This window comes from Marinobacter sp. BW6, assembly GCF_008107725.1.
Classification (GTDB): Bacteria; Pseudomonadota; Gammaproteobacteria; order Pseudomonadales; family Oleiphilaceae; genus Marinobacter.
In genome coordinates this window covers 985,370-1,006,274 of sequence record NZ_VIRN01000064.1, presented here as the reverse complement: position 1 = coordinate 1,006,274, position 20,905 = coordinate 985,370, and the positions used below count along the sequence as shown (strand labels likewise).

Genomic DNA, 20,905 nt, shown 5'->3' with positions numbered 1-20,905 from the left:
CGCTGCTATGTTGTACAAAACCTGCAAACAAAAGGAATCAATACTATGACAACCAGAGCAGGAAAATTTATAGCTGCTTTTTTACTGGGCCTCGCTGTATCAGGCAGCCCACTCGCAGAAGAACCGGTTACCCCGAAGCTTACAGACAAATTGAGCAGGCTCCTGCAGGAAGAGATGCGCTCGGTTCAGTCAGCCATGGCCACCATTCACACCGCCATGGTCACCGGCGAACATGACACCGTTGCCACCAGCGCCCAGCAGATCCATGACAGCTTTATCCTGCAACAGAAGCTGACCGACCAGGATCGAAAAGACCTGATGTCCGCAGTGCCGAAGGGCTTTATCAGACTGGACAAGGAGTTTCACAAGCTGGCCGCCTCGCTGGCGGAAGCGGGCAGGAAACAGAATACTAAAAAACAGCGCCAGCTCTACGACGAGATGACGCGTAACTGTATTGCCTGCCATGGGAAGTATGCTTCTGATCGTTTTCCCGGGGTGAATACCGCCAAAAACTGATCAACCATTACCAACCAGATCCATCCCCGGCCTGCCATACCAGTACCCGTTGCACGGTGGTGCCTCCACCAGCTGCAGCGGGTCGGTGGCCGGCAGTTCGCCTCTGCGCACCTTGTCAAAGCGTCTAACCACCTCCTCCATGCCAAGATGCTCCGGACTCAGGCGTACAGTCCTTACTCCCATACGCTCCATCTCCGGTAACTCCCGCATCAGGTCGTAACGAGAACCAGACAACGTGGAAATACCGTTGATACGGAACAGCTCCTGGCTTTCCCGAGACCGCAAATCCATGCCATCCGGATGCTCCAGGCAGCGGAACTCGCAGTTGTCTTTAGGCAAGTTGTAATGACGGGCGGTAAAGCAGCGGGAGGACCAGGCCAGAGGCAGGAAACCCCAGGAAAACACTTCGGCAGGAAGGTCCAGTTCTTCCTGCTGCAGCTCCTTGATTAGCTGCTCCAGGGTTTCCTTGCCCAGTTCCACCGGCAGGTTCCACCCTTTCAGGCCCTGCTTAGCCAGGATTTTCAAGGTGGCCGTGTTGTAGATGTTCATGGAAGGACCGGTGATAAACGGAATCCTGTTCCGGATGGCGACCTGCAGGGCGCTCTGATCGTTGGCCTCTACCTGGAATTCATCCTGCTCACAGAATCGACGCAGGCGACGCAAATCGGCCTCCGACTCAATCAGCGTGAGCGTGGAGAGCACCACATTCTTCCCGCAGGCTTTCAGATCACGAGCGAGATCAAGCCAGTCATCCGGTTTCAGTTCCCGCCGGCGGGAACACACAACCTCGCCCAGATAGATGGTATCGACCGGCCATTCAGCCGCTTTGGCGTAGAAATCGAACACGGACTGCTTGGTCCAGAACCATAAAATCGGGCCAAGAGAGAGTTTCATCATAAACGGCAGAACCTTATTTCCACTTGCGATGGTAGGCCCCGATGGTGGTCAGGCCACCTTCGGAAAGACCCGCGAGCGTGCTGTTCCAGGCACTGTCCACGGTAAAGCTGTCCGGGTGTGCTTCGGCGCGGTCCAGCGCCTGGCGCCAGGTACGGGCAACCTCGGCGATATAGGCGGGGCTGCGCTGGCGGCCTTCAATCTTCACGGCGCTGATGCCAAGCTCTTTCAAATCCGGCAAGAGATCCAGTGTATTGAGGCTTACTGGCTCCTCAATGGCATGGTAGACGCTGCCCTCAACCTCGAAACGCCCCTTGCACAAGGTTGGATAGCCGGCCGATTCGCCCGGGCCATAGCGATCAATCAATACCTCATTCAGGCGGGATTCAAGCCCCTGCCGGGTTTCCTGCCAACGCACAGCTTTGGCCGGGGAACAGGCTCCCCAGGTATTAGGAGATTCATCTGTCAGGTATGAAGACAGATAGCAGCGGCCTTCAGCCATAATGCACAGGCTGCCGAAAGCGAAGACCTCCAGCTCCACCGGGCTATGCTTCGCCACACCACGCACCTGGTCCAGCGACAGAACCCGGGGCAGCACCGCCCGGCGGATATCGAAATTATCCTTGTAGAAGGAGAGCGCTTCATGGCTGGTAGCAGACCCCTGAACCGACAGATGCCGGGGGATGTGCGGATATCGGTTGGCGGCATAATCCAGCAGGCCCATGTCGGCCAGAATAATGGCGTCCACGCCGAGACCTGCGGCGCGGTCCACGGCGCCTTTCCATTGCTCCCAGCCATCCGGTTGCGGGTAAGTATTGATGGCACAGAACACTCTCGCTCCGCGGAGGTGGGCGTATTCAATCCCTTCAGCGGCGCGCTTTTCGTTGAAGTTCAGGCCAGCAAACTGGCGGGCGTTGGTGCTGTCCCGGAAACCGAAATATACGGCGTTGGCGCCGTTATCGACTGCGGTTTTCAGAGCCGGAAGACTACCGGCTGGGCACACAAGTTCCATGGTTTTCTCCGCCAGAAATTAGTGGAGCAAACATATCCAAGGCATAGGCGGGTTACCTTGACCTTTGTCAGCAGCTCCTTGGCGAAACCCCGACTATCTCTTTGGTGGTACTCCAGGCACAAACACCTACCCTCTTAATTCTTTTTTTATATCATTGAGTTAACAATCAGATACACGCAATTACCTGCCAGAAACTACCTCTACGACTACTCCTTCACGTGAATAGATGCCGACCTTCGAGCCTCGGGATAATAAGGCACCTCCCAACCAGGCTAGCCAAGGCGAAGCTATGAACTTGATCAATAACTTATCAATGCGGGGCAAGCTGATCACTCTCGTGGTTCCTGCCCTGCTCGTGATTGTCTTTTTTGCAGCCGAAAGCATTGCTGTGAATTACGGTGAACTGAGCGACATGCGCCAACTGCGCTCTAAAGTGCGGTTGGCGGAAATCAGTGCCCCTCTCACCGAGGCTATGCAGAAGGAGCGAGGCCGGTCCGCCGTGTTCCTGGCCAGCAAAACCGGCAGCGACGCGGAGAATCAAGCCGAGCAAAATCTGTCGGCCCAGAAACGGCAAACAGACGCCCGTATCGAAACTTACGAACAGGAAATCAGCGCACTCATGGCCGATGCCTCGTTCGATAGCACCGTTGAAGCCAGCCTCAAGTCGGTGAGAGATGACCTGGCCAATATTGCCTCTCTGCGACGCTCCGTGAATACCCGTGGTATCGATGCAAGCGATTCCGCTGCACGGTATACGGCAACGATCATGCATCTGATCGAGAGAATCCGACTGATCATTCTGCGTTCGAATAATTCAGAGCTGACCCGCGACATAAGCGCTTATTATGCGCTGGCAGAAATGGCCGAACGGGCGGGTCGTGAGCGCGCCGCCGGCGCCTCACTGATTCGCAGCGGAGACTTTGATCTGCCTACCCTGCGCCGGATTGCCGGGCTTGAAGGTCAGCAAGCTGCCTACCTCGGCAAGGCATTGGCAATGCTTGCAGCCGATGACGATCTCCGCGCGACGCTGGAGGGCCAGCCCCGCTCCCCTGAGAACCAGGCGCTGAATGAAAGGCGTCAGACCCTGTTCAGCAGTCCGTCGGGAATGTACGCCTTGGATGCCGCTGACTGGTTCGCAATTGCCACAGAACGCATCAGCGCGCTCAATGAGATGCAAAAAGGCATGCTTAATGAGGCGCTCGCCCTTGCCAACGCTGAAGTTGCTGATGCACGCAATGATCTGATCGTGGCATCGGCAATTGGGGCAGGTGCAGTTCTGGCGGTCTTCCTTTTGATGATCGTCATCGTCCGGGCCATCAATCTGCAGGTCAGGGGACTGCTTGACGGTGTGCAGTTCGCCATGGACAACAAGGACCTGACCCGCGAGATCGAAATCTCGAGCCGTGATGAAGTGGGCACCATTGGCAAGGCCATCAACGAGCTCTTCGGACGCTTTGGCAATGCGCTCCTGCACATCGACAAGTCCAGCGTCCAGCTGGCCACCGCCACAGAGGAGACCAGCTCTACGGCCGGTCAGAACGCCAGTCAGGTGAAAAACCAGCAGCAACAGATTGAGCAGGTGGCGGCGGCGACCGAAGAAATGTCGGCCACTTCCGAGGAGATTTCCCGCAATACCCAACAGGTAGCAGATGCCGCCCGTAGCGCCATGGAAAAAAGCCGAAGCGGTGAGCAGGTGTTGCATGGCAGCGTGAAAAGCATCCGTTCCCTGGCCAAATCGGTTCAGAAGGTCAATGAAGTTATTGAGGAACTGGAGAGCCGCAGCTCAACCATCAGCGACGTTGTGGACGTGATTCGTAAAGTTGCCGACCAGACGAATCTGTTGGCCTTGAACGCGGCCATCGAGGCCGCCCGCGCCGGCGAGCATGGTCGCGGATTTGCAGTAGTTGCTGATGAGGTGCGCACCCTGGCCCAGCAGACCCACGAGTCCACTACCCAGATCGAGGACATTATCAACGGGTTTCAGAGCATTACCGACAGTGCCAGTCGCTCGATCGTGGAAAGCCACAAACTGGCGAATGCCACCAGCGAACAGGCCTCAGAGCTGGAGCAGACCTTCGCGGACATCCTGACCGATGTGAACAGCATCTCCGATATGGCCGGCCAGATTGCCACCGCCTCTGAAGAACAGGTGGCGGTCACCCGGGAACTGGCGGGCAGCATGGAATCGGTCAGTGAAGCCGCTATCCTGACCCTGACCGGCTCCCAGGAAATCACCCAGGTGACCGGCGAGCAGGCGCGGTTGGCAAGGGTCCTGCAGGATCTCGCCAACGAGTTCAAGGTTCCTGCCTACGGCTGATGCCAGCAGACGTAAAAGGGGCTGTCCGGTAACGGGCAGCCCCTTTTTTGGCTCTGGAAATGGGGTCGTAAGAAGGCTTTCTTCTGACCCCGACTTCGCAACTACTGTCAGATAATCCGGGAGAACCGCTGGCTGGCGCCTTCTTTGCGATACAGGTCAAAGATCTGGCAGATGGCCCGGATAAGCAGCCGTCCTGCGGGCTGAACCTGAAGGGTATTGCCATCGTCAGCAATCAACTCATCCTGAATCATGGACTTCAGACGGCTGAACTCATCGGCAAAATAACGGTCCAGATCTTCGTTCCAGACTGCTGCGAACTGCTGACGATCCAGCCGGAACTGGCAGATTAGTTGGCCAATCACCCAGCGACGAATGCGGTCGTCGCGAGTGAGGTTCACGCCTTTGGTGATGGCCAGTTGGCCCGCGTCAATAGCCGCTTCCCAGGACGGCAGATCATGATTGTTCTGGAAATAGGCATCGTCGGTCTGGCCAATCGCAGATACCCCGAGGGAAACAAGATCGCACTCAGAGTGGGTAGTGTAGCCCTGGAAATTCCGGTGCAGACGACCTTCCCGTTGCGCCACCGCCAGGCTGTCGTCCGGCTTGGCGAAGTGGTCCATACCAATGTATTCGTAACCGGCGTCAAGCAGGCGGTTGATGGTGTTGTGCAGGATGGTCAGCTTTTGCTGCGGGCTGGGCAGGGTGTCGCCCTGAATCCGGGTCTGCGGATAGAAACGGTCCGGCAGGTGGGCATAGCTGAACACAGAGAGCCGGTCCGGCGACATATCGATCACCGCTTCCAGTGTTTCAGCAAAGCTTTCCGGGGTCTGGTACGGCAGGCCGTAGATCAGGTCCAGGTTGATGGACCGGAAGCCGATGCGCCGCGCCTCGTTGAGCACGGCTTCGGTCATGGCCCGGGGCTGGATGCGGTTGACTGCTTTCTGCACCTCCGGGTTTACATCCTGCACCCCCAGACTGATCCGGTTAAACCCGAGGTTCCAAAGGGTTGGCAGGGTATCCTGATCCACTTCCCGCGGGTCAATCTCCACACTGTAATCCCGCTCCTCACCGGTTTGCAGGTTGAACAGCTCCCCGTAACCCGCCATCAGGTGTTCCATCACATCTTTTGGTAAAAACGTGGGGGTACCGCCACCCCAATGCAGCTGGGTCACCGGTCGGTCGGCCCCGAACAGTTTTGACTGGATGGCCGCCTCTTTCAGCACCCGCTCTACGTAAGGCATGGCCTTGTCACGCTTTTTGGTGATCACCTTGTTGCAGGCGCAGTAGTAGCAAAGGTGCGCGCAGAACGGCAGGTGGGTGTACAGCGACAGCGGCCGGCCACTGGCCTTGCTGCGGGCCGCCGCTTTGACCATGTCTTCAATCGGGTAGTTCTGGTTGAACTCGACAGCCGTGGGATAGGACGTGTACCGCGGGCCGCTAAGGTCGTAGCGGCGGATCAGGGCGTCATCCCAGATGAACTCTGGCAGTGTTGAGTCTTGGGCTTTGAGTGCGGGGTTGGAAGTCATAATAAGCGCTCTGGGATAAAACGGGGCATCCAGGATTTGCCGGCATTTTAGGGCAATCCCTTGGCTGGCTTTTTGATTCGGGTCAGGTGACTGATGGTTTCAGTTTACCAGTCCGGTTACTGAACCACCCTTGGGCTCTTGGCGTACTTGGTTTACCCCTTTGTGGGCATTGGCTGATGTCATTGCTCCTGCAACCTGATCGACTGGAGAAATCTTCACCATGGCTAACCTGATTCTGATCCTCGGCGATCAACTAACGAGAGACATCAGCGCCCTCGAAGACGCCGACCGCAACCGGGATCTGGTGGTGATGGCCGAAGTCCATGAGGAAGCCAGCTACACCAATCACCACAAGAAGAAGATCGTGCTGCTGTTCAGCGCCATGCGTCACTTTGCCCGGCAACTGGAGAGCGATGGTTGGCAGGTTCATTACCAGGCCTATCACCCGGACAACGAGCATCAGAGCCTCGAGGCAGTGGTTGGAGAGCAGGTTAAGCGGATCAATGCCGAGAGAGTGATCACCACAGAGTGCGGCGAATGGCGGCTGCATGAGCAGATCTGTGGCTGGCATGAACGCCTTGGGGTGCCGGTGGAAATCCGGCCGGATTCACGGTTCATTGCCACCAAACAGGAATTTGCAGACTGGGCTAAGGGCCGCAAACAGTTGCGGATGGAGTTTTTCTACCGTGAGATGCGGCGCAAGACCGGTTTGCTGATGACCGTCGAGGGCGAACCGGAGGGCGGGCAGTGGAACTTTGACGCAGACAACCGGAAGAAGTGGACCGGCAAGCCGCCGGCACCTGCGCCATTCCGGATAGAGCCGGATGGTATTACCCGGGATGTGATCGCCCTGGTGGATGAGCATTTCAGCGATCACTTCGGCACCACCGACGACTTTCATTTTGCCGTTACCGCCGAGGACGCGCAGGGAGCGCTCGAGCACTTCATCGATTATGCCCTGCCCTGCTTCGGCGATTATCAGGACGCGATTTCCGACACCGAGGACTGGCTGTTTCATTCCATCCTGTCGCCCTATATCAATTCCGGGCTTCTGGATCCGGTGGCGGTTTGCGAGGCGGCGGCCCAAGCGTGGTATTCGGGCCGGGCACCAATCAACGCAGTAGAGGGATTCATCCGGCAGATTCTGGGCTGGCGCGAATTCGTGCGGGGCATTTACTGGATGAACATGCCGGGATATGCCAAAGAAAACCGTCTGGGCAACACCCGCGCCCTGCCCTGGTTCTACTGGACCGGCGACACCAAAATGCGCTGCATGCACAAGGCCATTGATGCCACCCACCGCAATGCCTACGCCCACCACATCCAGCGTTTGATGGTTACTGGCAACTTCGCGCTGCTGGCCGGCATCAAGCCTGAGGAAATCTGCGACTGGTACCTGGCGGTGTACGCAGATGCCTATGACTGGGTGGAACTGCCCAACGTTCTGGGCATGGTGATGCACGCCGATGGCGGCTACCTGGGCTCAAAGCCCTACGCCGCCAGCGGCAAGTACATCCAGCGCATGTCGGACCACTGCGCCAACTGCCATTACAAGGTGAACAAGGCCACCGAAGAGGACGCCTGCCCGTTCAACGCCCTGTACTGGCATTTCATCGATCGCCATCGGGACGACTTTGCCAAAAACCCGCGTATGGGCATGATGTACCGGAACTGGGACAAGCAGAAGCCGGAGCGGCGGGAAGCGCTGCTCCGGCGCGCCGAGCATCTGCTGGCGAACCTGGAGCAGCTCTAGACGAATCTCCACAGAAGGGCTCTGGAAAGAGTAATCAAAGGCATGGGCACTAACGTTGTGCAGCAAAAGACCCACATTGGTGCTAGCCTGACCTAAGGATTGTTAACACCACGGACCCGGCCCTTGCCATGAACCTTCGACTCGCTCTGAGTCTGACACTGATACTGGCTTCAACCGTGTGTCAGGCCCAGCCTCCGACACTGAACCTATACACCTTCGAAAGCCCACCCTATCAGGTGGCAAGCCAGGGTAAGGGTGGAGTCAATCAAATTTCCGGCGAAACCGCAGACACGGTAGTTTGTGCCGCGAACCGCGCTGGCTGGGCAACACGCATCCGGATTACGCCCCAGAATCGCGCCATGCACTCGCTGAAACGCAACATGATCGATGGCTATTTTGCCATTGATCCCTCTGCAGAGCTGGACAACATAGCAAAACGCAGTGACCCGGTGGCACTGGAGAAGTGGTACTTTTTTACCAGAGGCGACCAACTCGTCACCGATAACCTGAGGATCGGGGTTGTTGATGGCAGCAATGAAGAAGCCTGGCTGGAAGCCAATAACTATTCGATTTTTCTCAGCGTTACCTCGGCCTCGCAACTTCTCGCCCTTCTGAAGCGTGAGCGTATTGATGCGGCTCTAATGGATGAACGTGTCATGAACGGCCTGCGCCAGGATAACGGAAAGCCTGGCATGGTTATGGAGCGACATTTCGTTCGCTACGCGCCGCTTTACCTTTATCTGAGCGAATCCTTTGCTTCCAGCTATCCGGAGTTTCTTGACACCTTCAATCGCAGGCTGAACAGTTGCATGGCCGGTCACCTCGCCCTGTCGGACGAGGAAGAACGTCGTATCCGGACTCTCTCGGAAAGCCTGATCAGCGAGGTCAGCAGCGCTCTGGACATCCCACAGATTATCGCTTCGGGTCCCAGACAGGAAAGCTTCACAGACGTGATGACTCAGGACAGCATGTGGCAGGCTATGGCACCGCTTGCCTCCACGCAACTGGCCGACCGGATTCTTGATCTGCCGGGTTCGCGAACCTTGCATGGCTGGAAAGTGGCGCAAGGCGGTCTCGTTACGGAGGCCATGATCATGAATAGCATGGGTACCCTGGCGGCGATGAGCCAACTTACAACCGATTACTGGCAAGGAGATGAAGCCAAGTTTCAGAAAGTTCTGGACGCCACCCGCCAAGGTCTCGAGGGAATGGAGGCGCTGTATATTTCACCAATCCGCTACGACGCCTCCACATCCCGATTTCAGGTCACCGTAAGCGCTCCGGTCAGCCCGATTTCCGATGGCGCTCCTCTCGGCGTCCTCACGTTGGGGCTGGATGCCGAAGACGCATTACGCGCCCTCGAACACCCCTGACCTTATGGCGGCCCGACTTCACAGGCCAACACAAGGGCCCAGAATTCCGAGAAATCATTAACCACCACATCCGGCTTGTCCGGGTGCTTGTGGGTGCCGGGGAAAATCTTGTTCAGCCAGGGCAGGTCCCACTGGGCCCCGTTGAAAAATACCGAGGTCAGGCCCGCTCGTTTGGCCGCAATCACGTCTGTCGTGCTGTCGCCCACGTACCAGACACTCGGGTCCGGCGGATAATCCAGCTTCTGAACCGCCAGCAGCAACTGATCCGGATGAGGTTTGCGAAGGGGCGTGTCGTCGCCGCAAACGTCGACATCGAAAAGATGGGTCCAGCCGGTGTCTTCGACCGCCGCCAATTCATGCTCGAAAAACTCACGGTCCCTGTTGGTAATCACACCCACCTGAATGCCCAGGCGCCTTACCCCTTCCAAAACCTCCCGGACCTTCGGCTCAAAGGCCTTCACGGTACCGTAGTGTTTTCGATAATGGTGATTGAACGCCTGGTGGGCGATCTGTTTGGCCTCCTGGTCTTCGCCGAACAGCACCTCGAAAATGTCGGTTCGGGAGATCTTCCGGTCTGCCTTCACCTTTGGATGCAGCTTTGCAAATTCCCGGACATAGGCAACCAGCTTCACATCTTCCGGTGTCTTGCTGTCTTCCGGTGCCACCATGCGATCCATCAAATTCAGCTTGTGGAAATCCGGTAGCATGTCATCCACCGCGTGGTACATGGCGTCGAGGGTATCTACCAGGGTGGCGTGCCAGTCGAACAGGATGACTGCCGGGCGGATGAGCTTGACCACCGCCGGGTGCCAGTCCGGCTCAATGCGTGGTTCAGGGCGCTGGGGCGGCGGGAAGGGCCGCGGACGCACTTCCGCAGGCGCCTGCTCAAAGGCTTCCGGCTGGTTCCGCTCAAGCAGGGCCAGCAGATCCAACAGGTCTTCAAAGCTGTCCAGAATGGCCGCAGGCGCGTCCCGATGAGAGAACCAGCTGTCTATTCGGCCGGATTCCCAACAGGCCCCGTTGTAGAACACGCCAGACACGCCGGCCTTGTTGGCGGTGAGCATGTCTACGTAGCTGTCACCTACGTACCAGGCTCTTTCATCCGCTGGCAGATCAAGCTTCTCAAGCGCCTTGAGGATCACCTCCGGGTCCGGTTTGTACTCGGTTACGTCATCGGCACACACCGTGGCATCAAACAGGTTCCGCCATCGGCCCTCATCCACCGTTTGTAGTTCCCGGTCCAGAAACTCCCGGTTCCGGTTGGTGGATACCGCCAGCCGGATCCCCATGGCTTTAAGCGCTGAGAGGTATTCGTAGGCGCCGGGCTGGAACGGCTTTACCTTCCCGAAGTATCGTCGATAGGCCTCGTTATAGGCCTTGTGGGCGATCAGTTTGGCCTCTTTGTCATCGCCGAAGATGGCATTGAAAATGTCGGTCCTCGACACCCGGCGCTCCGCAAGAATCCGCGGATGCAGGCGCCGAAAAATGCGAATGTAGCGCACCAGGCGTGCGTCGTCCGCCGTGCGGCATTTATCCTCCGGCAGCAGCCGGTCCACCAGCCCCAGGTCCTCCAACTGCGGTAGCATGTCCTCCATGGCACTGAACATGGCATCGTGGGTGTCTACCAGGGTGCCGTGCCAGTCAAAGATCAGCACTGACGGCGCTGAAATGGAATCACAGAATCGGGCCATGCCCCGTCTCCATCAGAAGTTTCTGAAGCCGGCCTTGAAATCCATCGCCGGGCCGGCAAAACTCGGCGGTACTGATAAGAAAGATAAACCCGGTTTCCAATGCGTGCACGCATCGAGTCTGATCCATGCCAGTTTCAAGCTACCTGCTGCCCTATGATTTTTCACCGCTGACCATCCTCAGTTTTGTGCTGGTGCTCGGGTTTTACGGTGTCGCGCTACTGAAGATGCCGGAGCAGGACCGGCCGGGGTCGGGCCGGATCGTCACGTTCACGCTCGGCGTCATGCTCTGCTATGCGGTGATGCAGACCCGATTCGACTATTACTCCCAGTACATGTTCTTCGTCCATCGGGGACAACACCTGATTCTTCACCACCTGGGGCCGATTCTGATCGCGCTGTCTAATCCTCTGCCCGTGATGCGGTTCTGGCACCAGAAGATCTCACCGTCGGTACGCTACTGGCTGCAGCCGCTGGGCTGGATTTACCGGCTGCTGCAGCAGCCGGTTATCGCTTCGGTTCTGTTCGTGGGGCTGATCTATTTCTGGCTCTGGCCGCCCATCCATTTCGACGCCATGCTCAGCCGGCAGCTTTACTGGATCATGAACTGGAGCATGTTGCTGGATGGTCTCCTGTTCTGGTGGTTGATCTTCGACCCCCGTTCTCCGGCACTTACCAATGCCCTGGGTTATGGCAAGCGCATACTCCTGCTGGCGCTGGTAGCGATTCCCCAGATGATTCTCGGTGCCTGGATCGTGTTTTCCCGGGGCATGGTGTATGACGTCTACGAAGTGTGTGGCCGGGCCTGGCCCATGCCTCCGGAAACCGATCAGTTGCTGGGCGGACTACTGACCTGGATCCCGCCTGCCATGATGAGCATTATCGGCATATTGATCGTGCTCCGCCGGGCCATGCATGAAGATGGCAAATTTTCTAAACGTCGCTCTCTGGCGGGAGGAAGCGCATGACCAGATTGCTGCCACTGTGCTCTGTTTTCGTTGCCCTGATGCTCGCCGGCTGTGCCGGGAATGATGAAAGCTGGCACGGCAAGGACATCTCAGGCCTGATGCCCGAGCTTGAGTTCCAGCTCAAGGGCACCAATGGGAATACCGTTACACCCGCTGACTCAGAAGGCACCATTCGCTTGCTGTATTTCGGCTTCACCTCCTGCCCGGATGTTTGTCCAACCACGCTGACTGATCTTAGCCGGTCGATTCACCAACTGCCCGAAGAGTACCAGGACGATGTGACAACCCTCTTTGTCAGCGTTGACCCGCGCAGGGATACCCCGGAACGCCTGGCCAGTTACGTGAATTTCTTTGGCGAGCGCATCGTTGGCCTGACCGCAGAAGAACCCACGCTTCGACAACTCACCAAACGCTATCGCACCACCTTCGGTTACGACGAGCCCGATGCCAGCGGCAACTATAACGTCTCCCACAGCAGCGCCGTTTATGTGTTCGATCGCGATGGCAACGCCCGACTGCTTCTGCGCCCAGGCCTGTCGCCCGAGCAGATCAGTGAAGATCTGGCTCAATTGGCGCAGGAATCCAGCCCATGACGCCCTTTCCTGACGCCAACCCCAGGGTTGATCCTGCCCTGCAACGCTGACGTAGAATGCCCTAAAGTTCGACTGGAAGACCCTGGTGCCCCATAAAAAACTCAATCTCCCGGAGAAAACCTGCCCGATCTGCCAGCGGCCGTTCGCCTGGCGCAAAAAATGGGCGAAAGACTGGGAAAATGTCCGCTACTGCAGCGAACGTTGCCGGCGCGAGAGGACCGCACCGGTATGACAACCGTGGTCTGGTTCAAGCGCGATCTGCGCATCCGGGATCACGCTCCCCTGGTGGCGGCAGCCAATCTGGGAGAGCCCGTCATACCGTTGTATGTCATCGAAGACGAGTACTGGCAGCTGCCAGACACCAGCGGTCGACAATGGGCGTTTATCCGGGATTCTATGGAAGATCTGGACCAACAGTTACGGAAAGCCGGTAGCCAGCTTCTGGTAATGCGAGGGTCGGTGATTGATGCGCTTAAGCAGCTTCTATCCCACCAGGGTATCAGCCGAATATTCTGCCATCAGGAAACCGGCGGACACTGGACCTTCGAGCGTGACAAGGCGGTGATTGGCTGGTGCTCGGAGAACCAGGTGGAATTCCGGGAATGGAACCAGTTCGGTGTGGTTCGTCGCCTGAGCGACCGGGATGTCTGGGACAGGGCCTGGACAGAGTTGATGCGGCAACCAGTGCTGGAGGCTCCGACTGCAATCCCGAAATCGGACACGCTTCGGGCCGTTTCCACTGGCGACAAAGGTCAGGGTTTCGGAGCATCTGACGAGTGCCCGGACCGCCAGATCGGCGGCAGCGCGAGAGGCGAAAAGCTGCTCACGTCTTTCCTGGATCGCCGCTGCGTCGGCTACCAGTACAACATTTCCAGCCCGAACACCGCGGTCAGGGCCTGCTCGCGCCTGAGTCCGCATATTGCCTACGGCACCGTCAGCCTCCGGGAGATCTACCAGCAAGCGAAAACGACCGGCAATCACCGCAACACCCTGCCCCGGAAAAAGAAAAGCCTGACCAGTTTCCGTTCCCGGTTGCACTGGCACTGCCACTTCATTCAGAAACTGGAGGACGAGCCGGAGCTGGAGTTCCGGGCCATGCACCGGGAAATGGAGGCGCTGAAAACCGGCCCAAATGATTCCGAGAGGCTACAACGCTGGCAGGAAGGTCAGACCGGCTGGCCCCTGGTGGACGCCAGCATGCGTGCGCTTAATCATTCGGGCTGGATCAACTTCCGGATGCGGGCCATGCTGATGGCAATTGCCAGCTATCAACTATGGCTACACTGGCGCGATCCCGCCCTTCATCTTGCCCGGATGTTTACCGATTTCGAACCGGGCATTCACTACTCCCAGACCCAGATGCAATCCGGCCTGACCGGGATCAACGCCCTGCGAATCTACAACCCGGTGTTGCAGAGCCAGAAACTGGACCCGGATGGCGAGTTCATTCGGCGCTGGATTCCCGAGCTGGCCGGCGTGCCCAGCGAAATGATACACACGCCCTGGTTAATGACGCCGGCGCAGAAGGAACGATACGGTGGCAACACCTATATCGCACCTGTCTGTGACCACGAGCAGGCAGCCCGCGTGGCTCGCAAGGCGGTAGGCGACTTCAGAAAACAGAGCGTCAGCCGGGCAGAGACAGATCGGGTGCTGCAGCGTCATGGGAGCCGCAAAGGCCCCGTGCAGAAACGACCCGACCTGCCCTCGAAGAGCCAATCAGATCAACTATCCCTGTTTGACTAGCCGGTATCAGAACATCAGTTTTGGTACATCTGCCGCTGGTGCTCAAGCATCTGTTCCATCATCAGCTGCATCTGGTTCATGCGGTTTTCCATCATCTCCAGACGCTGCTCGTTGTCCATCCCCGGACCACCAGAACGGTTGCCCTGGGCATTGCCAGACTGCTTTTTACCCTGGCCTTGATTGTTCATCATGCCCTGGTTGTTCATCATGCCCTGGCCACTACCCATCATTCCCTGACCATTGCCCATCATGCCCTGGCCCATCATCCCGGGCCCCATCATGCCGCCACGCATCATCTGCATGTGCTCCTGCATGTACTCCATGTGTTGCTCGCGCAGTCTCTGGCGTTCAGCGTTGGAGTTGGCGTTCCGCATTTCCTGCATCATGGCCTGCATGCGAGCCATATTTTCATTCATCTGCTGCACTTGTTCCTGATTCATCATGCCGCCGCGAGGCATTTGCCCCGAGTTGCCCTGAGCAAGAGTAAAAGCAGGCAATGCAACGAACACGGAACAGGCAACGAAACGACTTAATCTGTTCATGAGATCCTCCTTATTAGCTGCAACAATGTGCATCACCATGAGTAAAGACCATGAAACTGAATTGAAACTGAAAAGTGTCCATCAAGAGCGGTTAAGAGCATACAGATTGATCTGGGTCATCCACTTGAACTGCAAACGTTTGGGAGCGATCACATTTCATTGTTTTAATTCCTGAAAAACTGGCAGGGAATGGTATTGTCTCGTCACCAACCATTGCATCGCCCCGTTGAGGATTAACGCACGCACGGAGCTTGAGTTCAGAAGCTGGTTCTTATGATTACGGCCATTAACCTAAAAAAAAGAATGCCGATTATTGTCATGCTGATTGCTCTCATCGGCCTGACATTCTCCGTCATGGGAGAAACGTTATCCCATGGAGTACCGGAGCTGACTAAAGCCAACATCCTGCACGAAGGCGATCACGCCCACAGTCATGATCACCACAACCATAGCGTGCAAGATCATCAAGACCGCCACTCTCATCATGACTCTGGCAACCACTCCCACGAGTCTGCAGACCGGTTGAAAATGCCGATATTCTCCAACTTGACACCTTCACTCCGGCGCCCTGTTCCCTTTGCTGGAGAGAATCCCCGCAGTTTTCGTTACCGGCTCGACCGCCCGCCGAAGCTCTAAACGATTGTCTGAGCAATGCTGCCTTAGCAGCTGAACGAAAACCCATTCTACGGAGTTACTATGCTGTCAACTTTGCCTGGCAAACCTCGCCAATGGTTGTGTGTTACTGCTGGAAGGACCCGCTTTTTCTGGATATTCCTGACACTGGGCCTGCTCGGTCTCAGCGCTGATGCGTTAGCCCATGCCGTCGCCCAGGGCGACAAGGGATACATTCAGGAGATTACCGGCATAAACCTGATTGCTTTTACCTACCTCGGTGCCAAACACATGGTCACCGGTTACGACCACCTGCTGTTTCTGCTGGGGGTCATTTTCTTCCTGTACCGCATGCAGCACATCGCTATCTACGTGAGCCTGTTTGCCCTGGGGCATTCCAGCACGATGCTGCTGGGCGTGTACTTCAACGTCGGCATCAATAGCTACATCATCGATGCGATTATCGGCCTGTCGATCGTGTACAAGGCACTGGACAACATCGGAGCCTATCAGCGCTGGTTTGGCTTTCAGCCCAACACAAAAGCCGCCACGCTCATCTTCGGTTTTTTCCATGGCTTTGGGTTGTCCACCAAGATCCTTGAGTACGACATCTCTCCCGATGGGCTGATTCCGAACCTTCTCGCTTTCAATGTCGGCGTGGAAATCGGACAGCTCATTGCCCTGGCCATGATCCTGATTGCCATCAATTTCTGGCGCAAAACCGACGGCTTTTTCCGCCACGCCTACACCGCGAATGTGGCCATGATGAGTGCAGGCTTCCTGCTATTCGGCTACCAGCTTACCGGTTATTTCGTCGCCTGATTCTGGAGAACCTTTATGTACAACACAGACATACCTAATCGAGAAGAACTGCCAAGTACCGCGAAACTGATTCGATCAACCATTGTTGCGGCCATAGTTGCGCTGGTGCTGCTGGTTACCGTTGTGATGCCCGCGGAGTACGCGCTCGATCCGACCGGAGCCGGTCGACTGCTGGGTTTGACCGAAATGGGTGAAATCAAGGAACAGCTGGCCGAGGAAGCCGCCGACGACGCGGAGGCCGAGATGGTTGCCGTTCAATCGTCGACCGCACAAGAGCCTCAGGAAGTCGCGGAGCCTGTCATGGCCGAGCCTTCAGAGGAATCGGTCTCTGAGCCCGAAGCGGAGGTCACAGCCGCGGAACCAGAGCCCGCGGCTGAACCAGAAGCTGTCGAACCGCAATGGCAGGATGAAATACGCATGGTTCTGACGCCGGGCGAGGGAACCGAATTCAAACTCACCATGGAAGAAGGTGCTGTGGCCCGATACTCCTGGGCGTCTGAAGGCGGCCCTATCAACTACGACACCCACGGCAACGGAAGCGGCCAATCCATTTCCTACGAGAAAGGGCGGGGAGTACCGCAGGATGAAGGTGAGCTTGAAGCCGCCTTCACCGGCGACCACGGCTGGTTCTTCCGTAATCGCAATGACAACGACATTACTCTGGTGCTTCGTACCGGCGGTGAATATGGGCAATTAAAGAAAATACTGTGATCTACCAGGCATGGGGCTGAACCATTCGTCAGCTTCATGCCTGCACGACCACTCCATACTCAGGTGATTTTTTCACTCTTCCAAACTACGAATCTAGCAGAGACAGAGAAGCCGGTGGCGCTCGGTCAGAGCGCCTCGACCACCTCAGACAGCATATCTCTGACTTTCCCGGCAACCTGCTTGAGTTCGTCATTATCAATGGCTGTCATGGATGCCACAGGGTCAATGGCGCTGACCTCCACACCGTCAGGAACCTCCCTGAGAATCACGTTGCACGGCAGCATGGCTCCGACGCGAGGTTCCAGTCCAATCGCTTCCCAAGCCATTCCAGGATTGCAGGCCCCAAGAATCCGATAGGCAGTCATGTCCTTGTCGAGTTTTTTCTTCATGGTGGTTTTGACGTCGATCTCGGTCAACACGCCGAAGCCATGGTCACCCAAGGCCTGCCGCGCTCTCCGGTCTACCTCCTCAAAATCAACATTTTGAATGAGACGGTTCATCGTGTACGACATAGTTACCTCCTGAGAAGCAAACATTCATTGGTCCGGATCCGTGACAGTCTGCTGGCCGGGTCCCTTTCGGACATGATCACCATGATAAGAAGTATGTTGGTACTCAGTTATTCCGTTCCCCCCGTCTTTCTGCCGGCCACTCGGAAAACGCGATGAAAGCGGGCCGGGGAATCCCCGACCCGCAGAAGAGCGGGATCAGAAGGCGATTCGCGCACCAACCACCGCAAACCAGTCTTCCGTGCTTCCACCCTCGGCTTCCGCCAGATCTGCGGTATCGCCGTATTTCCGTTCATGCACCACACCCACGTAGGGCGAGAAAGCCCGGTCAATCAGATCGTAACTCAATCTGAGGCCCGTTTCGGTAGAGCTCAGCCCTTTGCCCAGGCCAATCTCCCGGTCCTCACTGAATGCCACGGTCGCATCCAGCGCCGCCGAGAGAATCAGATGGTTGGTCAGCAGCAGCTCATACTCAGCATCGAACTCGGCAGAGGTATCGCCCTCGTCACTGACGTACAGGCTAGCATCCACTTCAAACCACTGCGGTGCCAGGCCGGTAAGCCCAAGAACCGCATAGGTGCGGTCCGGGCCTTCAGGCGTGTCGAACCGAACGCCTGCCTTGGCATCAAAGAACTTGGAGATGGGAGTCTGTGCAACGAGCTGGTTTTCCAGACTCTCGTATGCCTGTTCTTCGATTTCATACTCACCCTTGGTCAGCCAGCGAAATCTCAGTTCGTCGGTGCCGTAGAAAATATCGGCGTTCCAGACTCCAAGCTCCTCATCGTCGTCACTGTAACGATACTCGAACTCTTCGAACTGGACGCCCCAGGTTGTCAGGGCCTGCTTCCGGGCGGTGGTGTCCTCCATCATTTCCTGAGCGGTTACCGTGGTCGGCAACAGCAGTGAACTCAAGAGCCCCAGAGTCATAAATCGAACGCGGCTCATGCCTCACCTCCGTTGCCAGCGACAGCATCGGTCTTGGCCTGCGTCGAGTCGGGACCACCCTCAACTATAACCTTCCGGAACATACCAGCGGCCGCGTGATAGGACAGGTGACAGTGGAAGGCCCACTGCCCGGGCTCGTCCACCTCGGTTTCCATATAGACCGTGGTGCCAGGCTGAACACTGATGGTGTGCTTGATGGGGTTCCACTGATCGGCACCCACATCCAGAATGGACCACATACCGTGCAGGTGCATGGGGTGGGTCATCATGGTTTCGTTCACAAACTTGAAGCGGACTCGCTCTCCATACTGAAGACGGATTGGATCGGCGTCCTCGTATTTCACGCCATTGATGCTCCAGGTATAGCGCTCCATGTTGCCGGTGAGCTTCAGCTCGATCTCACGGGTCGGCTCACGGTCCTCGTACAGCGGATTCTGCGCTCTGAGATCCGCGTAGGAGAGGAATTTACCTCCATTTGCGGCCATCGGAACGATACCACTGCCTTCAGCATAGAAAGGATCGCTGGCTCCGTTCCCGGACATCAGCATGCCACTGTGATCCATGCCCGCCATGCTTGAATGATCCATTCCGGCCATATCTGACTGTTCCTTACTTTCCATGGCTGAGTGATCCATGCCGTGCATGCCGGCCATATCGGCCATGGTCAACCGTGCGGGCTCCCGCAATTCGGGGACCACGCCCTCCATACCCTCTTCTGGAGCCAGTGTCGCCCTGGCGAACCCGGAACGGCCCATGGACTCGGCAAAGATGGTGTACGCCTGCTCATCCCGGGGACGGACGATGACATCATAGGTTTCCGCAACGCCGATGCGGAATTCGTCCACATTAACGGGCTGAACATTGTTGCCGTCGGCCTGCACTACGGTCATGTTCAAACCGGGGATACGGATATCAAAGTAGGTCATTGCCGACGAGTTGATAAAGCGCAGCCGGATTCTCTCTCCGGGCTCAAAGATGCCCGTCCAGTTCTGATCCGGGCCTTTCCCGTTGATCAGAGCAGTAAACCCCTGCAAGTCCTCCACATCCGCCTTCATCATACGCATGTCGCCCCAGGCCATACGGTCCTTCAGCGTATTCATGAAACCGTGCTCAGAAGCATCAGAGAAAAACTCTCCCACGGTCTGCTGTTGGCGGTTGTAGTAGTCAGGCATCATTTTCAGGTTACGCATAATACGGTCGCCGGAATGAGGATGCTTGTCGGTTAGCTGAACCACGTACTCGCGATCATAGCGGAACGGCTCACGCCCCTCCGGTTCGATAGCAATGGCACCGTAAGCACCGTCCGGTTCCTGGAAACCTGAATGACTGTGAAACCAGTAGGTGCCGGCCTGCTGGATAGGGAAACGGTAGGTGAAGGTTTCCCCCGCCTGGATACCCGGAAAACTGATACCGGGCACGCCGTCCTGCTGATACGGCAGAATGAGTCCATGCCAATGGATGGAGGTCATTTCATCAAGATTGTTGGTGACATTGATCGTCACCTCTTCGCCCTGCTTGAAGCGCAGAACCGGCCCCGGGGATTCCCCGTTATAACCAATACCCTCTTTGACAAAATCGCCGGTATCAATCTGGACCCGATCCACTGTCAGGTTGTATTCACCGGCCAGGCCGAACGCCGGCATCAGCAGGGCCGCAAGGCCTGCCAGAAAGGATTTCTTCATGGTTGACTACTCTCGACTACGTCGTTGTCTGGAAGGATCAGTTGAAGTTCACGTCCCCGTACATACCGGCCTGGTAATGCCCCGGAACATTGCAGGCAAATTCGATGTTGCCTTGCTCGGAGAACTTCCAGACGATCTCTTTGCTCTTGCCCGGCTCGAGAAGAACGCTGTTGGGATCGTCGTGTTTCATGGAGTGGCCGTCGCCCATATCCATTTCCATCATGTCGTGATTGAGCGTGCCTCCCTGAATAACGCCATGTTCAACCATCATCATCATTTCTTCCTGATGGGCCTCATGCATGTCGGGAGTGCCGATATTGAATTCGTGAACCAGGTTGCCCTTGTTTACGACGACAAAACGAACTGTTTCACCCGGATTGACCTCGATAGATTCAGGCTCGTAATAGTTATCGTGCATTTCGACGTTGATGGTTCGGCTGACTTCGGAGGCCTTGCCCGGCTCCCCGCTGCCGCCCCCGTGTCCACCACTGTGGGCACCGGCTCCAAAAGCCGCTGCTGACATGGACATGGATGTGGCAACGACCAAAAATTTGGCTGCGTTCATCTTGTATACTCCTGTGGAAGAATGTGACTCAACGTACAGAGGGCTTGCTTCAAAAATTGAGCAATATCCAGAAACGATGGATACCATCACCCATCAACCTGAATCCTTTCTGAAAATGACGAATTATTTAG

At 56.7% G+C, this 20,905-nt stretch carries 20 protein-coding genes; 11 read left to right on the top strand and 9 right to left on the bottom strand.

What is annotated here, in order from left to right; genetic code table 11:
• The first annotated feature begins 45 nt into the window (after positions 1-45).
• Positions 46-516, top strand: a complete 471-nt coding sequence (locus tag FMN52_RS13185; protein WP_148609049.1) for a cytochrome c — start codon at positions 46-48, stop codon at positions 514-516.
• On the opposite strand, the gene FMN52_RS13180 is transcribed toward FMN52_RS13185, so the two are convergent.
• Entirely contained in the window at positions 517-1,413 is an 897-nt protein-coding gene (locus FMN52_RS13180) for a U32 family peptidase (protein WP_148609048.1), read from the bottom strand.
• Positions 1,414-1,426: 13 nt separating this feature from the next.
• A complete protein-coding gene (locus FMN52_RS13175; protein WP_148609047.1) occupies positions 1,427-2,422 on the bottom strand; it encodes a peptidase U32 family protein in 996 nt (331 codons plus the stop codon).
• 289 nt (positions 2,423-2,711) lie between these two features.
• Here FMN52_RS13175 and FMN52_RS13170 point away from each other — a divergent pair, with 289 nt between their 5' ends.
• Positions 2,712-4,739 (top strand): methyl-accepting chemotaxis protein, encoded by a 2,028-nt coding sequence (locus tag FMN52_RS13170; protein ID WP_148609046.1) that lies wholly within the window; start codon positions 2,712-2,714, stop codon positions 4,737-4,739.
• 107 nt (positions 4,740-4,846) lie between these two features.
• Here the strand turns inward: FMN52_RS13170 and hemN are convergent, their stop codons facing one another.
• Entirely contained in the window at positions 4,847-6,265 is a 1,419-nt protein-coding gene (gene hemN, locus FMN52_RS13165) for an oxygen-independent coproporphyrinogen III oxidase (RefSeq protein WP_148609045.1), read from the bottom strand.
• Between the two features lie 220 nt (positions 6,266-6,485).
• Between hemN and FMN52_RS13160 the strand changes: the two genes are divergently transcribed.
• Positions 6,486-8,018 (top strand): cryptochrome/photolyase family protein, encoded by a 1,533-nt coding sequence (locus FMN52_RS13160; protein ID WP_148609044.1) that lies wholly within the window; start codon positions 6,486-6,488, stop codon positions 8,016-8,018.
• 128 nt (positions 8,019-8,146) lie between these two features.
• Entirely contained in the window at positions 8,147-9,391 is a 1,245-nt protein-coding gene (locus FMN52_RS13155; RefSeq protein ID WP_148609043.1) for a transporter substrate-binding domain-containing protein, read from the top strand.
• 2 nt (positions 9,392-9,393) lie between these two features.
• Here FMN52_RS13155 and FMN52_RS13150 read toward each other — a convergent pair whose 3' ends face one another.
• Complete coding sequence (locus tag FMN52_RS13150; protein WP_148609042.1) at positions 9,394-11,082, bottom strand: HAD-IA family hydrolase; 1,689 nt, start codon at positions 11,080-11,082, stop codon at positions 9,394-9,396.
• A 125-nt stretch (positions 11,083-11,207) separates the two neighbouring features.
• On the opposite strand from FMN52_RS13150, the gene FMN52_RS13145 reads away from it, so the two are divergent.
• From FMN52_RS13145 to FMN52_RS13130, 4 genes are all read left to right on the top strand, one after another.
• A complete protein-coding gene (locus tag FMN52_RS13145; protein WP_148609041.1) occupies positions 11,208-12,047 on the top strand; it encodes a cytochrome c oxidase assembly protein in 840 nt (279 codons plus the stop codon).
• Positions 12,044-12,640, top strand: a complete 597-nt coding sequence (locus tag FMN52_RS13140; RefSeq protein WP_148609040.1) for an SCO family protein — start codon at positions 12,044-12,046, stop codon at positions 12,638-12,640. Before FMN52_RS13145 ends, FMN52_RS13140 begins: the two co-directional genes overlap by 4 nt.
• Positions 12,641-12,725: 85 nt before the next feature.
• Positions 12,726-12,872, top strand: a complete 147-nt coding sequence (locus FMN52_RS13135; protein ID WP_148609039.1) for a DUF2256 domain-containing protein — start codon at positions 12,726-12,728, stop codon at positions 12,870-12,872.
• Positions 12,869-14,386, top strand: a complete 1,518-nt coding sequence (locus FMN52_RS13130; RefSeq protein WP_148609038.1) for an FAD-binding domain-containing protein — start codon at positions 12,869-12,871, stop codon at positions 14,384-14,386. The genes FMN52_RS13135 and FMN52_RS13130 overlap by 4 nt, the downstream gene beginning before the upstream one ends.
• 14 nt (positions 14,387-14,400) lie before the next feature.
• On the opposite strand, the gene FMN52_RS13125 is transcribed toward FMN52_RS13130, so the two are convergent.
• A complete protein-coding gene (locus tag FMN52_RS13125) occupies positions 14,401-14,928 on the bottom strand; it encodes a hypothetical protein (protein ID WP_240339477.1) in 528 nt (175 codons plus the stop codon).
• Between the two features lie 273 nt (positions 14,929-15,201).
• Between FMN52_RS13125 and FMN52_RS13120 the strand changes: the two genes are divergently transcribed.
• The 3 genes from FMN52_RS13120 to FMN52_RS13110 are packed head-to-tail and all read left to right on the top strand — an operon-like array spanning position 15,202 to position 17,073.
• A complete protein-coding gene (locus tag FMN52_RS13120; RefSeq protein ID WP_148609036.1) occupies positions 15,202-15,564 on the top strand; it encodes a hypothetical protein in 363 nt (120 codons plus the stop codon).
• 60 nt (positions 15,565-15,624) lie between these two features.
• Positions 15,625-16,362, top strand: a complete 738-nt coding sequence (locus tag FMN52_RS13115) for a HupE/UreJ family protein (RefSeq protein WP_240339476.1) — start codon at positions 15,625-15,627, stop codon at positions 16,360-16,362.
• A 15-nt stretch (positions 16,363-16,377) separates the two neighbouring features.
• Positions 16,378-17,073, top strand: coding sequence for a hypothetical protein (locus tag FMN52_RS13110; RefSeq protein WP_148609035.1), 696 nt, complete (start codon positions 16,378-16,380; stop codon positions 17,071-17,073).
• 125 nt (positions 17,074-17,198) lie between these two features.
• Here FMN52_RS13110 and FMN52_RS13105 read toward each other — a convergent pair whose 3' ends face one another.
• The 4 genes from FMN52_RS13105 to FMN52_RS13090 all read right to left on the bottom strand — a co-directional run bounded on the left by FMN52_RS13105 (position 17,199) and on the right by FMN52_RS13090 (position 20,774).
• Positions 17,199-17,585, bottom strand: a complete 387-nt coding sequence (locus FMN52_RS13105; RefSeq protein ID WP_148609034.1) for a DUF302 domain-containing protein — start codon at positions 17,583-17,585, stop codon at positions 17,199-17,201.
• 195 nt (positions 17,586-17,780) lie between these two features.
• On the bottom strand, positions 17,781-18,527 hold the full coding sequence (locus FMN52_RS13100) for a copper resistance protein B (protein ID WP_148609033.1): 747 nt from the start codon (positions 18,525-18,527) through the stop codon (positions 17,781-17,783).
• Positions 18,524-20,209, bottom strand: a complete 1,686-nt coding sequence (locus FMN52_RS13095; RefSeq protein WP_148609032.1) for a copper resistance system multicopper oxidase — start codon at positions 20,207-20,209, stop codon at positions 18,524-18,526. Before FMN52_RS13095 ends, FMN52_RS13100 begins: the two co-directional genes overlap by 4 nt.
• 37 nt (positions 20,210-20,246) lie before the next feature.
• On the bottom strand, positions 20,247-20,774 hold the full coding sequence (locus FMN52_RS13090) for a cupredoxin domain-containing protein (RefSeq protein ID WP_148609031.1): 528 nt from the start codon (positions 20,772-20,774) through the stop codon (positions 20,247-20,249).
• Positions 20,775-20,905 lie beyond the last annotated feature (131 nt).